9 protein-coding genes and 1 pseudogene are annotated in these 14,180 nt (G+C 55.0%); 6 read left to right on the forward strand and 4 right to left on the reverse strand.

Annotated features, from left to right (window positions below; translation table 11 throughout):
• The first annotated feature begins 205 nt into the window (after positions 1–205).
• The 3 genes and pseudogenes from AC2FAP_RS00050 to AC2FAP_RS00060 all read left to right on the forward strand — a co-directional run.
• Entirely contained in the window at positions 206–3,754 is a 3,549-nt protein-coding gene (locus AC2FAP_RS00050) for a response regulator (RefSeq protein ID WP_479435824.1), read from the forward strand.
• A gap of 201 nt (positions 3,755–3,955) precedes the next feature.
• Positions 3,956–4,405: a peptidoglycan-binding protein LysM gene (lysM, locus tag AC2FAP_RS00055; protein WP_020885103.1), complete on the forward strand. Its 450-nt coding sequence runs from the start codon at positions 3,956–3,958 to the stop codon at positions 4,403–4,405.
• A 29-nt stretch (positions 4,406–4,434) separates the two neighbouring features.
• Positions 4,435–4,845: pseudogene (locus AC2FAP_RS00060) on the forward strand (YidB family protein); the annotation flags it as partial.
• A 70-nt stretch (positions 4,846–4,915) separates the two neighbouring features.
• Here AC2FAP_RS00060 and AC2FAP_RS00065 read toward each other — a convergent pair.
• Positions 4,916–5,836: an AraC family transcriptional regulator gene (locus tag AC2FAP_RS00065; protein ID WP_032681495.1), complete on the reverse strand. Its 921-nt coding sequence runs from the start codon at positions 5,834–5,836 to the stop codon at positions 4,916–4,918.
• A 103-nt stretch (positions 5,837–5,939) separates the two neighbouring features.
• Between AC2FAP_RS00065 and AC2FAP_RS00070 the strand changes: the two genes are divergently transcribed.
• A complete protein-coding gene (locus tag AC2FAP_RS00070; protein WP_032681494.1) occupies positions 5,940–6,773 on the forward strand; it encodes an oxidoreductase in 834 nt (277 codons plus the stop codon).
• 73 nt (positions 6,774–6,846) lie between these two features.
• Here AC2FAP_RS00070 and AC2FAP_RS00075 read toward each other — a convergent pair whose 3' ends face one another.
• Positions 6,847–7,197 carry a helix-turn-helix domain-containing protein gene (locus AC2FAP_RS00075; protein WP_032670748.1) on the reverse strand — a complete coding sequence of 117 codons (351 nt, stop codon included), beginning with the start codon at positions 7,195–7,197 and terminating at the stop codon, positions 6,847–6,849.
• Between the two features lie 332 nt (positions 7,198–7,529).
• On the opposite strand from AC2FAP_RS00075, the gene oqxA reads away from it, so the two are divergent.
• Positions 7,530–8,705: a multidrug efflux RND transporter periplasmic adaptor subunit OqxA gene (gene oqxA / locus AC2FAP_RS00080; RefSeq protein WP_014168988.1), complete on the forward strand. Its 1,176-nt coding sequence runs from the start codon at positions 7,530–7,532 to the stop codon at positions 8,703–8,705.
• 23 nt (positions 8,706–8,728) lie between these two features.
• On the forward strand, positions 8,729–11,881 hold the full coding sequence (oqxB, locus tag AC2FAP_RS00085) for a multidrug efflux RND transporter permease subunit OqxB (RefSeq protein ID WP_020885098.1): 3,153 nt from the start codon (positions 8,729–8,731) through the stop codon (positions 11,879–11,881).
• 69 nt (positions 11,882–11,950) lie between these two features.
• Here oqxB and oqxR read toward each other — a convergent pair whose 3' ends face one another.
• Both oqxR and AC2FAP_RS00095 read right to left on the reverse strand, forming a co-directional pair.
• The gene (gene oqxR / locus AC2FAP_RS00090; RefSeq protein ID WP_020885097.1) at positions 11,951–12,427 is read right to left on the reverse strand and encodes an efflux pump transcriptional repressor OqxR; all 477 of its coding nucleotides are present in this window, start codon (positions 12,425–12,427) and stop codon (positions 11,951–11,953) included.
• A gap of 330 nt (positions 12,428–12,757) precedes the next feature.
• Positions 12,758–14,137: an aminotransferase-like domain-containing protein gene (locus tag AC2FAP_RS00095; RefSeq protein WP_032681493.1), complete on the reverse strand. Its 1,380-nt coding sequence runs from the start codon at positions 14,135–14,137 to the stop codon at positions 12,758–12,760.
• Between the last annotated feature and the right edge of the window lie 43 nt (positions 14,138–14,180).

Consider the following 14,180-nt stretch of genomic DNA (forward strand, 5'->3'; position numbering starts at 1 on the left):
CGTATAAAAGTGCTTTCCTGGTAAAATGGAGGAGAAATTTTTACCGGGACGGAACAGGCGCGACAATAAGTCCGGTCTTATACTGTCGGGATCTTGCCTGCCATGAGGTATTTGCGCAGAACAAGACAAAGCTTACTCAGGGTAAGCCGGGTCATCGATATAATTTTATTTTCCAGCATGTTTTATTCAGGGAACGACTCGTACGATGCGTTTTTTATCAGCCCGGCTATTGAGCCTGCTTCTTACCGTGTGTTGTGTATGGCAACTGCACGCCCAGCCACTGGAACTGCAGCGTCGCGTTCAGGTTAACGCGCCGCATGTCCAGTTCAGTGAGGCGGCGCAACGCTGGCTGGACAGCCATTCCACGCTGCATGTGGGGGTTTGGGGGCAGGAGCAACCGCCGTTAAGCGAAGGGATGGGCCATGGCGTCTTTGGCGGCATTGCCGCTGATTACCTGGCAATGCTGGAAGACAGCCTTAAGGTAAAAATTAAGCTGCATTACTACGAAAACAGCAGTGAAGCGTTACTCGCGCTGAAGCGCCAGGAAATACAGATGGTGGCTATCTGGAATCCGGAACTGTGGCCAAGCCCGGACCTGCAAGCCTCACCGCCCTGGCTGCTGGATAAAGCGGTTTTGATGACCCCAAAATCACAGGGTGAAACGCCTGTCGATCTGCGAAATAAAGTGATTGGCGTCGTCTCAGGAAGCCAGGCCAGTGAAGCGCTTCGCCGCCAGTATCCGGACAGCACCCTGCGCTTTCAGTCGTGGTATAACACCGCCGTCAGCGCGCTGGCCTTTAAGCAAATCGATGCGCTGTGGATTAACCGGGCCAGTGCGGAATATCTTACGCAATACCATCAGGTCAGAGACCTGAGCTGGACGTTCAGCCCGACGATACCTAATCTGAACATGAGTTTTGGTATCGACCGACAGCTACCGCTGCTGGCGGAATCCATCGATACCGTATTTAAACATATTTCGTTAGCCAGCCGTTTACGCATTGCGACCAGCTGGGGTCTGAACCGGAGCTTTGTTATCACCGCCAATCCACTGGGGTTAGATCCCGAGGAGGAAAGCTGGCTACGCGAGCACGGGCAAATTCAGGTCATTATTGACCGCCGTCAAAGGCCTGTCACGTTTGTCAGCGAAGGTGAACCTCAGGGGCTGGTGGTCGATCTGCTTAACCAGTTTAACGACCAGTACGGCATTCGCTTTTCCTTCCTCAGCGTTGAAAGCGATGCTGAACTTCTGGCAATGAAGCGCGCTCACCCTGACGCACTGTTTGTTGAACAGGTTATCGATACGCCGCAGCAGACCAAAAGCGGTGCAGCGAAAACGCCTCCGTTGCTTACCACGCCCGCCGTGGTGGTGATGGATCAGGGCATCAAGCGCCCCAGTGATTTCTCACAGTTGAAAGGCGAGAAAATTGCCATTCAGGCGAATGACCCGCTGTTACCCTGGCTGGACACCTGGTATCCCACCATTAAGCTGGTGAAAGTTCCGCATATGGACGACGCCCTTGAACGCTTAAAACGTGGAGAAGTCCGTGGGGTGATTGCACCGCAGTTTATTGCCAGTTATCTCGTGACTCTCCACCATCCAACCCGTTTTCATCTGGCGGTGACCCTTCCTGTGACACCCGTCGATCTGGTGTTGTCGGCGCAAACGGACAGCAGCCAGCCGATCAATATCCTGAACAAAGCGCTGGCCGATATGCAGCCACGGGCGCTGATGCAAATGGCGGGTGACTGGCGTCAGGCGGCGATAGAAAACAGTGAAACCTGGAATAAAAGCACGTTCGTGAACTCGCTGCTGTGGGGCATATTGCTCTTTCTGGTCGTGGTGGGCTGCTGGCTGTGGATCCAGTATTTGCGCCGTGCATTACGCCGCGGCAACGTCTGGCAGCAGAAGCTGGCTGAGCAGCTGAAATTTACCCAATCACTGATAGACGCCTCTCCTGTTGCGCTCTATGTCCGCGATCGGCAGGGGAATTTACTGCGTTATAACCAGGCCTGGAGCGATACTATTGGCCTGTCAGGGCAGGATCTGAAAGGTCTGCCGATCACCGCCATCAATACGGTTGAGCCTTCAGAGCTGGCGGCGATCGAAGCCCGCTATCGCCAGGCATTGCAGGATGGTCAACCGCAGAAATGGTCCGCCAGGTTTCAGGTGGGTGAGCAGCCACGATACTTGCAGGGGTGGGTCGTGCCGTGGCATGACGGGCAGGGCGAGATTGGCGGGTTAATTGGTGGCTGGCTGGATATCACCGAAAAAGAGCTGTTAATTACTCAACTCTCTGAAACAAAAAGTAATCTTGAGCAGGCGATTGCCAGTAAAAATGCCTTTATGCTGAGCATGGGGCATGAGGTTCGCACACCGCTTAACGTGATTACGGGTCTGCTGGAACTGGAACTTCAGGCGCTGGACGAGCGCCATGAACGCAACGAGAATCTGAACCTCATCTGGGAGTCCTCCCTTAATCTGCTTTCGTTAATTGGCGACATGTTCGATGTTTTCCGTGCCGATAACCCGCAACTGCTCGGCTTAACGCGCAGCACGAACCTGCCGCAGCTGATTGACAGTACGGTCGCCCTCTATCGTCAGCAGGCAGAAGCGAAAGGCATGAGCCTGAACGTACTGATCGAGCTTTCAGCGCAACGCTACGATACCGATCCGCTGTTAATTATCCGCATTCTGTCGAGCCTCCTGCGCAATGCCATCAAGCATGCTGACGGCGATGCCATTGATATCGAGGTGTATGAGGGAACCCGTGACCCACAGGTTGAAAGCGTCCGGCTGGTGATTGAGGTGTGCGATGGGGGCCCGGGGATTTCCGAAGCAACCCAGGCACAAATCATCGAACGCGCGAACAACGTGACGCTTAAATCGGAGTGGACCGATACCGGCTTTAGTTTGCCCGCCTGTCTGCATATGGCGCGCGCTGCCGGGGCGGAGGTGCGCATTGAGAGCGAGCCGCACGAAGGATGTGTGGTGAGTTTCCTCTTTAATGCGACACCCTCAGCGAAAATAGCCCTGCATCATCCGGCACCGGACAGCGTAGCCAGCCTGCACATCCTGGTGGTGGATGATTATCCTCCCGCGCGCCAGACCTTGCAGCAGCGACTCGAATCATGGGGACACCGCGTCTCTTTGGCCACGCAAGGAGAAGAGGCGCTGGCAATGTGGAAAGCGCAGCCAGCGCGTTATGCCGCCATTATTACTGACTGTACTATGCCGGTGATGGATGGTTACGAACTGACCCGGCAGATCCGTGAGCATGAACGACGGGAAGGGCGTGAGGCGATCCCCATTTTTGGTCTGACGGCCATGAGCGGCACAGAAGCGGCCGCAAGCTGTATTGATGCCGGGATGGATGAATATCTGGAAAAACCGCTAACGCCGCAAAAATTGCAGGAGATGCTGGAGCGGTATTTCGCCAGTGCCGGAAAGACGGACGCCACCGTTGACGATAAAACACGCCAGCTTCAGCTCGAAATGATCGCCGTGAATCATGACGACGCCGAACACCTTAAACAGCGACTTGAACAGCGAGAGCGCGACAAGGTTGGCCGCATGGCGCACCGGATTAACGGCGGTGCGCGGTTGATGAATTTTACCTCGCTGAAAGAGGCCTGTGAGGCGCTGGAACTCGCCTGCAACAACGAACAAGGCTGGGAATCCATTGAACCGTTGGTCAGTCGTGTGCTGGAAGAGATGGAACGGTTTAACGCGTGGCTGGAACGCCAGACGTGAGACGTCGGCAAAAGGGAATGTTGCGGCATAACGGCGATACCAGGGCAAATATCCTGCACCCTGACGCTTATTGGATATACTTCATGTGGCAGGTTGTGCTGTTTCCGGATTTTTCAGCCAGAGCGGAGACACCGCATCGTACATCCTGCAACGGGATCCAATGAAAATGTTCACCATGAAACAGTTATGGAGGTGTGGAAGATGGGATTATTAAGTTTTGTGAAAGAAGCGGGCGAGAAAATCTGGGATGCCGTATCCGGCGGTAGCAAGGAAGATCAGGCCGACAAGCTGAAAAAACATATTGATAGTCTTAACCTGCCTGGTGCCGAAAAGGTCAACATTAATGTCGCGGACGACGGTACGGCGACGGTGACCGGCGACGTGGGCTCCCAGGAAGATAAAGAAAAAATTCTGGTGGCGGTAGGTAACGTCACCGGGATTGGCCAGGTCAATGATAGCGTGACCGTCACCCAAAGCGGGGTGGAAAGCCGCTATTACACGGTGAAATCCGGCGATACCCTGAGCGCCATCTCAAAAGCGATGTATGGCTCTGCCAATGAGTATCAGCGTATTTTTGAAGCCAATAAACCGATGCTGACGCATCCCGACAAAATCTACCCGGGTCAGGTACTGATTATCCCGGCTAAGTAAGCCGTCAATCAGGACGTGTTAGCGATGTTTGTAGGGAGTCTGTGATGGGATTATTAGATCAAATCGGCAGCCTGGCCGGCGGGCAGGGCGGTAAGACGGAGCAACTCCAGGCGATCATGACCTGGATTGAGCAGCAGGGCGGCATTCAGGGGATCCTCGAAAAATTCCGCAATGGCGGCCTGGGCGGCGTTGTCGAGTCGTGGCTTAGCCAGCAGAGTAATCAGTCGGTGAACAGCGAACAGATCACATCGGTGTTTGGATCGCCAGCGCTGCAGGATCTTGGCGCGAAACTGGGCGTGGATTCTCAAACCGCGTCGACGCTGATTGCTGAATACCTGCCTAAAATCGTCGACGGTCTTTCACCGCAGGGCGAAGCCCCGGCCCAGGGCGACCTGATGTCTGCGGGACTTAATCTGCTCAAAGGTAAGTTCCTGAGTTAGTGCAATCCGCAGCGTCATGACGCCGTGTACATACCAGGCCTGTATTCAGGCCTGGTATGTAGTATCAGGCTTAATGGGAAGAGACAAATATCGACGCCTGCTGCACAGGCGGAACGGCGAAATTACGCTGCATGCGTTTTATTTCCTCTGCGGGTGGCAAACCAAACAGCCGTTTGAATTCACGATTAAACTGCGACGGACTTTCATAACCGACGGCGTAGCTCGCGGCGGCGGCGGTAATATGCTGACGCACCATCAACATCCTTGCCTGGTGCAGGCGCACCGATTTCACATACTGCATCGGCGGCATACGGGTTATCGCTTTGAAATGGGTGTGAAACGTCGGCACACTCATTCCGGCCTCCATCGCCAGTTGATTAAGCGTTAACGGCTCAGCGTAGGCGGTATGGATGTGCTGCAGTACTTTGCCAATTTTGCCGAACTGCCCCTGTAAGGCCAGCGCGGCGCGCATGGCCTTGCCCTGGGCACCCGTCAGGACGCGGAAATAGAGCTCTCGCACCCGCGCCGGGCCGAGGATCGCCGCCTCAAGCGGATTGTTCAGTACTTCAAGCAGGCGCAGCACGGCCGTTTTTACCGCGTCGTCCATCGGGCTCGACATCATGCTTTGCGGCGCAGCGGGAGGATGTGGGGCGTGATGCTGCTCAATCTGCAACATCAGTTCAGCGGCAAGCTGAAAATCCAGATGCAGATATATCGCCAGCAAGGGGTGTTCTGCCGATGCGTCGGTTTCCATCACAAACGGCACCGGAACCGACACGGCCAGATAGTGCTGTTCATCATACAGATAGGTCTTCTGACCGAAAAAGCCGCGTTTGCTGCCCTGGCAGACAATTACAATCCCCGGATCGTAAAGCACGGGCGTTCGCGCAAGCGGGCGGTCGGCACGCAAAATTCGCACATCAGGTAACGCCGTCAGGTTGTACCCCTCCTGCACCGCCAGTGCTTTTACTAAGGTAATCATCCCGGACATCACTGCACCTCATAAAATCAGGCAATAAAAAGAGAAGATACGGCCTAAAAATACGGCAGGGCAGAGAATACCATGCAACCTTCACTGTTCATGGGAGTAATTTATGGCATCTGCAAAAACAATCTTAATCACCGGCGTTAGCAGCGGCTTTGGTCGTGCTCTGGCGGAGGAAGCCCTCGCCGCAGGCCATCGGGTCGTGGGGACCGTGCGCACCCCCGAAGCAAAGCAGGCATTCGAGACACTCGATACGCAGCGGGCATTCGGCTGCCTGCTGGATGTCACGGACTATGCGCACATTGATGAAGTGGTTACGCAGAGTGTATCTACCGTCGGTCCGATTGATGTCCTTGTGAACAATGCCGGTTACGGTCACGAAGGCATACTGGAAGAGTCCTCGCTCGCAGACATGCGCCGCCAGTTTGAGGTGAATGTGTTTGGCGCCGTCGCGATGATCAAAGCCGTGCTGCCGGGCATGCGCCAGCGTCGTCACGGCCATATTATTAATATCACCTCGATGGGCGGTTTCATCACTCTGCCCGGTATCAGCTATTACTGTGGCAGTAAATTTGCGCTCGAAGGCATATCAGATACGCTGAGCAAAGAGCTTGCTCCGTTCAACATACATGTCACTGCGGTGGCACCGGGCTCGTTTCGCACCGACTGGGCAGGACGCTCGATGGTACGCAGCGCGCGCAGCATCCCGGACTATGACGCGTTATTCGATCCTGTCCGCCAGGCTCGTCAGGAAAAAAGTGGTCAGCAACTCGGCGACCCCGTAAAAGCGGCGCGCGCCATGCTGGCTATCATTGAGAGCCAGAACCCGCCGACGCATTTATTGCTTGGCAGTGATGCTTTGAGTTTAGTGCGGGAAAAGCTCGCGCGTTTAGGTGAGGAAATCGATCGCTGGGAAGCGTTAACACGTTCAACGGACGGCTGAGCGGCGAACACGGGAACATGATTACAGGCCGGTTTGCCACCGGCCAGTACGGGTCGCGGTGAAAGCCGCGACACTATGTTGATTGCTGGCGTTCAGGGCAGACGGTACTGCGACGCCATGCCCCGGGGGCCTGGCCATACTGACGCTTAAAGCTGCGGTTGAAGGACTGCTGGGAGTCAAAGCCCAGCGCGATCGCCACGTTCAGGATCGGTTCATCGCTGTGGGTTAAGCGCTCGACCGACTTTTGCAGCTTTTGTGCACGAATATACTCGGCCAGCGGATACCCGGTATGTTCCTTGAAGATCCGCTGGAGATGCCATTTCGAGTAGCCGGCGCGCCTGGAAACGGTGTTAATGTCCAGGCGGCTTTCAAGGTTGTTGTCGATCCAGTCGAGTAGATCATGAATAAATGCGTCAGTGTTCATGGTTTCCCCCACGCCGCGTTTTAAAAAGCATTTTTGTCTGTTGCATTTAAAGATGACTCGCTCTGACATTAAATGCAAGTTTTATTGTTGCATTTAAATCCTTGCCGAAAACGCGCCTTTTGCCCCTGAGCCAAATAGCACATAAAGTGTATTAATTATTCTTGCACTAAATCTGACGCCTTCCTACAATCGCCGCGATAGTGTATTCGCAACTGTTACAGTTTTGTGGCGATGAACGACACAAATAGTCTCAAGCCAGTCCGGACAAAGGAAGTGGCGCCGCGTCTCCCGCAGCGTCTTGCCCGGCGGCTACCATTACCGGAATAAAAATAATGAGCCTGCAAAAACCCTGGGTTAACGTTCATCTGACGGCGCTGGGAGCGATGTTCCTCTCCATGCTGCTTGTCGGATGCGATGACGGCGTGGCACAAAATGCCGTCCCACAAGCGCCCGCTGTGAGCGCCGCTGACGTGGTAGTGAAATCCATCAGTCAGTGGGATAGCTTTAACGGCCGTATTGAAGCGGTGGAAAGCGTTCAGCTGCGCCCCCGCGTCTCCGGCTACATTGATAAAGTGAATTACACCGACGGCCAGGAAGTGAAAAAGGGCGAGGTGCTGTTCACTATCGATGACAGAACCTATCGCGCTGCGCTGGAACAGGCGCAGGCCACCTTAACGAGAGCCAAAACGCAGGCCAGCCTGGCGCGCAGTGAGGCTAACCGTACCGATAAACTCGTTAATACCAACGTCGTTTCCCGTGAAGAGTGGGAGCAGCGCCGTTCGGCCGCCGCTCAGGCGCAGGCCGACATTCGCGCCGCGCAGGCAGCAGTTGACGCGGCACAACTTAACCTCGATTTCACCAAAGTGACCGCGCCTATTGATGGCCGCGCCAGCCGCGCGCTGATCACCAGCGGTAATCTGGTCACTGCGGGTGACAGTGCCAGCGTCCTCACCACGCTGGTCTCCCTGAAAACGGTTTACGTCTACTTTGACGTGGATGAAGCAACCTACCTTCACTATCAAAATCTCGCCCGCAGCGGGCAGGGCGCGTCCAGTAACCATCTGGCACTCCCGGTTGAGATTGGCCTGGTGGGGGAGGAGGGTTATCCCCATCAGGGCAAGGTGGATTTTCTTGATAATCAGTTAACGCCGAGCACCGGCACCATCCGTATGCGCGCGCTGCTGGATAATGCGCAGCGTCAGTTCACGCCAGGACTGTTTGCCCGCGTACGCCTGCCGGGCAGTGCTGAATTCAAAGCCACGCTTGTCGACGATAAAGCGGTGCTGACCGATCAGGATCGCAAATACGTTTATATCGTTGATAAAGAAGGTAAAGCGCAGCGCCGCGATATCACGCCGGGACGTCTGGCCGCCGGTTTACGTATCGTGCAGCAGGGGCTGAACCCTGGCGATAAAGTCATCGTCGACGGTTTACAAAAAGTGTTTATGCCGGGTATGCCGGTTAACGCGAAAACCGTTCCGATGACCGCCAGCGCCGCGCTTAACTGATCCCTTACCCGAGAATCCGACATATGGACTTTTCCCGCTTTTTTATCGACAGGCCGATTTTCGCCGCAGTACTGTCGATTCTGATTTTCATCACAGGATTAATCGCTATCCCGCTGTTGCCGGTGAGCGAATATCCTGACGTCGTACCGCCAAGCGTGCAGGTGCGCGCGGAGTATCCGGGTGCCAACCCGAAAGTGATTGCAGAAACCGTGGCGACGCCGCTGGAAGAAGCCATCAACGGCGTTGAAAACATGATGTACATGAAATCCGTTGCAGGCTCTGACGGCGTACTGGTAACCACCGTGACGTTCCGCCCGGGTACCGACCCGGATCAGGCGCAGGTTCAGGTGCAAAACCGCGTGTCACAGGCCGAGGCGCGTCTGCCAGAAGATGTACGACGTCTGGGCATTACCACCCAGAAACAATCACCGACGCTGACGCTGGTGGTGCATCTGTTTTCGCCGGGCGGCAAGTACGATTCACTGTATATGCGTAACTACGCCACGCTTAAAGTGAAGGACGAACTGGCGCGTCTGCCGGGCGTGGGTCAGATTCAGATTTTTGGCTCTGGCGAATACGCGATGCGCATCTGGCTGGATCCCGACAAGGTGGCAGCCCGCGGGTTGACGGCCTCGGATGTCGTGACGGCGATGCAGGAGCAAAACGTTCAGGTTTCTGCCGGGCAGCTTGGCGCCGAGCCGCTGCCGAAAGAGAGCGATTTCCTGATCTCCATTAACGCCCAGGGGCGTCTGCACACGGAAGAAGAGTTTGGCAATATTATTCTGAAAACGGCGCAAGACGGCTCGCTGGTACGCCTGCGCGACGTGGCGCGTATTGAAATGGGCTCTGGCAGCTATGCGCTGCGTTCCCAGCTCAACAACAAAGACGCGGTCGGGATCGGTATCTTCCAGTCCCCGGGCGCGAACGCCATCGATTTGTCTAACGCCGTGCGCGCGAAAATGAACGAACTGGCCACGCGTTTCCCGGAAGATATGAAATGGGCAGCACCGTACGACCCGACGGTTTTCGTTCGCGATTCCATTCGCGCGGTTGTGCAGACCCTGCTGGAAGCGGTGGTGCTGGTAGTACTGGTGGTGATCCTGTTCCTGCAGACCTGGCGCGCGTCGATTATTCCGCTGATCGCGGTGCCGGTATCGGTTGTGGGGACGTTCAGCATTCTCTACCTGCTTGGCTTCTCACTGAATACCCTGAGTTTGTTCGGGCTGGTGCTGGCTATCGGTATCGTCGTGGATGACGCCATCGTGGTGGTGGAAAACGTCGAGCGAAATATCGAAGAGGGGCTTTCTCCGCTTCAGGCGGCGCATCAGGCGATGCGTGAAGTTTCGGGGCCGATTATCGCGATTGCGCTGGTGCTGTGCGCGGTGTTTGTACCGATGGCGTTCCTCTCCGGGGTAACCGGCCAGTTCTACAAACAGTTTGCGGTGACTATCGCGATTTCGACGGTGATTTCCGCCATCAACTCGCTGACGCTCTCGCCGGCACTGGCAGCGCTGCTGTTAAAACCGCACGGCGCCCCGAAAGACTTCCCGACCCGGCTTATCGATCGTCTGTTCGGCTGGCTGTTCCGTCCGTTTAACCGCTTTTTCCACCGTAGCTCTAATGGTTATCAGGGACTGGTGGGGAAAACGCTCGGACGCCGTGGCGCGGTGTTTGTTGTTTATGTGCTGCTGTTGTGCGCGGCTGGCGTCATGTTTAAAGCGGTCCCCGGCGGGTTTATACCTACCCAGGATAAGCTGTATTTAATTGGCGGCGTGAAAATGCCGGAAGGTTCTTCACTGGCCCGCACCGATGCGGTGATCCGCAAAATGAGCGAAATCGGGATGAATACCGAAGGCGTGGATTATGCGGTCGCTTTTCCTGGGCTTAACGCGCTGCAGTTCACCAACACGCCGAATACCGGGACGGTCTTCTTTGGTCTGAAACCGTTCGATCAGCGTAAACACACGGCGGCGGAAATTAACGCTGAGATCAATGCCAAAATCGCTCAAATTCAGCAGGGCTTTGGTTTCTCCATTTTGCCACCGCCGATTTTAGGGCTGGGGCAGGGGTCGGGCTATTCGCTGTACATCCAGGATCGCGGTGGTCTGGGCTATGGTGCGCTGCAAAACGCGGTGAACACCATGTCCGGTGCGATTATGCAGACGCCGGGGATGCATTTCCCGATCTCAACCTACCAGGCTAACGTTCCGCAGCTGGATGTGCAGGTTGATCGAGATAAGGCGAAAGCGCAGGGCGTGTCGCTGACCGATCTGTTCGGTACGCTGCAAACCTATCTGGGATCGTCTTATGTGAACGATTTTAACCAGTTCGGGCGTACCTGGCGCGTGATGGCGCAGGCCGACGGGCCGTTCCGCGACAGCGTGGAAGACATTGCGAATTTGCGCACCCGTAATAATCAGGGCGAAATGGTGCCAATCGGCAGTATGGTGAATATCAGCACCACCTACGGGCCGGATCCGGTGATCCGTTATAACGGTTATCCGGCGGCGGATCTGATTGGCGATGCCGATCCGCGCATTCTCTCTTCGGCACAGGCGATGACGCAACTGGACGGAATGTCTAAGCAGATCCTGCCGAACGGGATGAATATTGAATGGACGGATCTGAGCTTCCAGCAGGCCACTCAGGGCAACACGGCGCTGATCGTCTTCCCGGTCGCGGTGCTGCTGGCTTTCCTGGTGCTGGCCGCACTGTATGAAAGCTGGACCCTGCCGCTGGCGGTGATCCTGATCGTTCCGATGACGATGCTGTCCGCGCTGTTTGGCGTCTGGCTGACCGGGGGCGATAACAACGTCTTCGTGCAGGTGGGGCTGGTGGTACTCATGGGGCTGGCATGTAAAAACGCGATTCTTATCGTTGAGTTTGCGCGCGAGCTGGAGCTTCAGGGGAAAGGGATTATGGAAGCGGCGCTGGAAGCATGCCGCCTGCGTTTACGCCCGATTGTGATGACCTCCATCGCCTTTATTGCCGGGACGATTCCGCTGATCCTCGGCCACGGCGCAGGCGCAGAAGTGCGCGGTGTCACCGGGATCACGGTGTTCTCCGGGATGCTGGGCGTGACGCTGTTTGGTCTGTTCCTGACGCCGGTGTTTTACGTGACGCTGCGTAAATTCGTTACGCGCGGCAAACCGGTCAACGACGTTTTACCTGCCTAGGTTTTTACAGGGCACAAAAAAACCGCCTTCTCGTTAAGGCGGTTTTTTTTCGTATCAGGAAGGGCATGACTACGCTTTTTTATGCAGGCCTTCAATTTCAGGCACCGGATCGCACCCGCTGGTATCGGCTTTTTTGACCTTTTCCAGCGCGCTGGCCACGGTATGTTGAGCCAGAACCTCTAACGAAGCCTGCTCCGCTTCATCGGCGATAGATTTGAAGTACCAGCACGCATTGGCGCTGACGACGCAGCGAGCCGGTACGTCAGGACGCGACGCCCACAGCTTTTTATCTTCTATGACAGAAACATAGATATCACGCAGGGTGATCTTATCCGCCGGACGACCAAGATGAATAGAACCGTTACGGCCAAGGGTTGAGACGATAATGCCGTCACGCGTAAGCGGAACCATCAACTTGCGGATAAAGCTCGGATTTGCTTCCAGTCCGTAGGCCAGAATCGCACTCGTCGAACGTTCACCCGATTGCTCCGCCATCGCTACGCTGAGAACCATCTGCAAAGCTGTCGGGAAGCGGTAATCTAACATTTCTTTGTCCTGGGTTGCGGTGAATCTTGTTCTTTTTGGCACCGCAGAGGTGAATAATCAATAAGTAACAATATAACAAATACGGCAATTTTTTTGAAGCAGACAACGCCTGACCTGGCCCGTAAAAAAGCGTTTACGCTTCGCGTCGAATGGCAGCATAAGACCCATCCATACGCTTTACCGATTGTATAAGCATTGTCTATTTCATCATGGCGACTGATAAAAATATTATGAAAAAATGCTGATCGAATCGCCGCTGATTTTTTGAGCACATAAAGGGAATGACATTACCCTCGTCAGAAGAAACAGGAGTCAGACCTATCCTGTCATTCATACATTAAAAAGCGGGAACGGGTCTGGTTTCTGTTTGAGTTGCCCGGCAATCTCGTTGAGTTTCAAGAGTGCTTGCTTTAACTGGCTGAACTCCGTTCCGCCAATACATAACCTGACGCCGTACTGATCCGACTGTTGACCCACTTCAGTCGAGGCCGGTGCTGTCACTTTGATGCCTGTCGCCAGCGCTGCATTGTAGAAAGAGTGCGCATCATCGCGTGAAAACGGTAACCAGAGATGAAAGCTGGGCAGCCCCGAGCGATAAACGTGCTCTCCTAAAATGTCGATAGCGAGTTGGTAACGACGCCGGGTTTCGTGTTCAATTGCGAGGGTGACGGTTTCTGCTGTGCCATCAATCAGCCATTGCTCCATGATGGAGCTGCTTAGCGGAGAGACCATCATCGCCGTTGCCCTCAGCATGGATTCTGCTCGTGAATACAGCGCCTCCGGTACCAGTAGCCCGCCAATCCGCAATGCTGGATTAAGGATCTTAGATAAGCTATTCACATATAAGGTGATATCGGGGGCTATTTTGGCAATCTGTGGCAATTCTGTCGTGCTCATCAGCCGATAAACATCATCCTCAATAATCTTTATGCCCCTTTCCCGACAAACCCGAACCAGTTCCTGACGGCGGGCCAGGCTCATAATGCGTGTGGACGGACTTTGTAAGAGCGGCGTGACATAGACAGCACCGCCTTTTTCCGCATTTTCATCGAGGGTCTTTTCCAGAACAGAGACATCCATGCCTTCGTCATCCATCGGGATCCCCACTAATGTGAGCTTCAGTAAATGCGACAGCTGAATCAGCCCTGAATAGGTCTGGGCCTCAACGTACAGTCGGCCAAAAGGTTCACAGACCGTAGACAACGCTACAGAGAGCGCATGCTGAGCACCGTTCGTTAAGATGAGATGCTGGTAATCGGCCGGGACACCCAGACGACTGAACCACTGCGCAAGAAGCCGCCGGTGTTCATCATGGCCCGTTGCCGGGGCGTAAGTGTTAAACATATCCATGTCAGGACGCCGGGCGAGGGTGGTGAGTGTCTTACTCAGTGACCGGGAGGTCAGTGCTGCCGGCGGGGTGTTTTGCGACAGGTCGATAAAGGTTCGGCTTCTGGAATTGGCCAGCGCGACAAACATTCCGCTGCCCTTAACGCTTCGCACCAGACCCCGTCTCTCCAGGATCCCATAGGCTTTCGTTACAGTACCCACCGCGATACCGAGCGTATCTGCCAGTTCACGATGCGCCGGAAGGCGCGCGCCGAGCCTCAGCAGGCCTGAAAGAATATCGTCTGACAACGCCTGGACCAGCCGATCGGTAGGGGATGAATTGCCTTCTGCAAGATGGGGTTGCCACGGAGAACGTTCGCGCATGAGATTACCATAAGTGTAATGTGACACTATTTATATTTACTGA

This window comes from Enterobacter cloacae complex sp. 394I7, assembly GCF_057320345.1.

Coding starts and splice junctions, on each gene's coding strand:
- AC2FAP_RS00095 (WP_032681493.1), bottom strand. CDS start 14,137: ATGCGCGAACGTTCTCCGTGGCAACCCCATCTTGCAGAAGGCAATTCA.
- oqxA (WP_014168988.1), top strand. CDS start 7,530: ATGAGCCTGCAAAAACCCTGGGTTAACGTTCATCTGACGGCGCTGGGA.
- AC2FAP_RS00050 (WP_479435824.1), top strand. CDS start 206: ATGCGTTTTTTATCAGCCCGGCTATTGAGCCTGCTTCTTACCGTGTGT.
- oqxR (WP_020885097.1), bottom strand. CDS start 12,427: ATGTTAGATTACCGCTTCCCGACAGCTTTGCAGATGGTTCTCAGCGTA.
- AC2FAP_RS00075 (WP_032670748.1), bottom strand. CDS start 7,197: ATGAACACTGACGCATTTATTCATGATCTACTCGACTGGATCGACAAC.
- lysM (WP_020885103.1), top strand. CDS start 3,956: ATGGGATTATTAAGTTTTGTGAAAGAAGCGGGCGAGAAAATCTGGGAT.
- oqxB (WP_020885098.1), top strand. CDS start 8,729: ATGGACTTTTCCCGCTTTTTTATCGACAGGCCGATTTTCGCCGCAGTA.
- AC2FAP_RS00070 (WP_032681494.1), top strand. CDS start 5,940: ATGGCATCTGCAAAAACAATCTTAATCACCGGCGTTAGCAGCGGCTTT.
- AC2FAP_RS00065 (WP_032681495.1), bottom strand. CDS start 5,836: ATGTCCGGGATGATTACCTTAGTAAAAGCACTGGCGGTGCAGGAGGGG.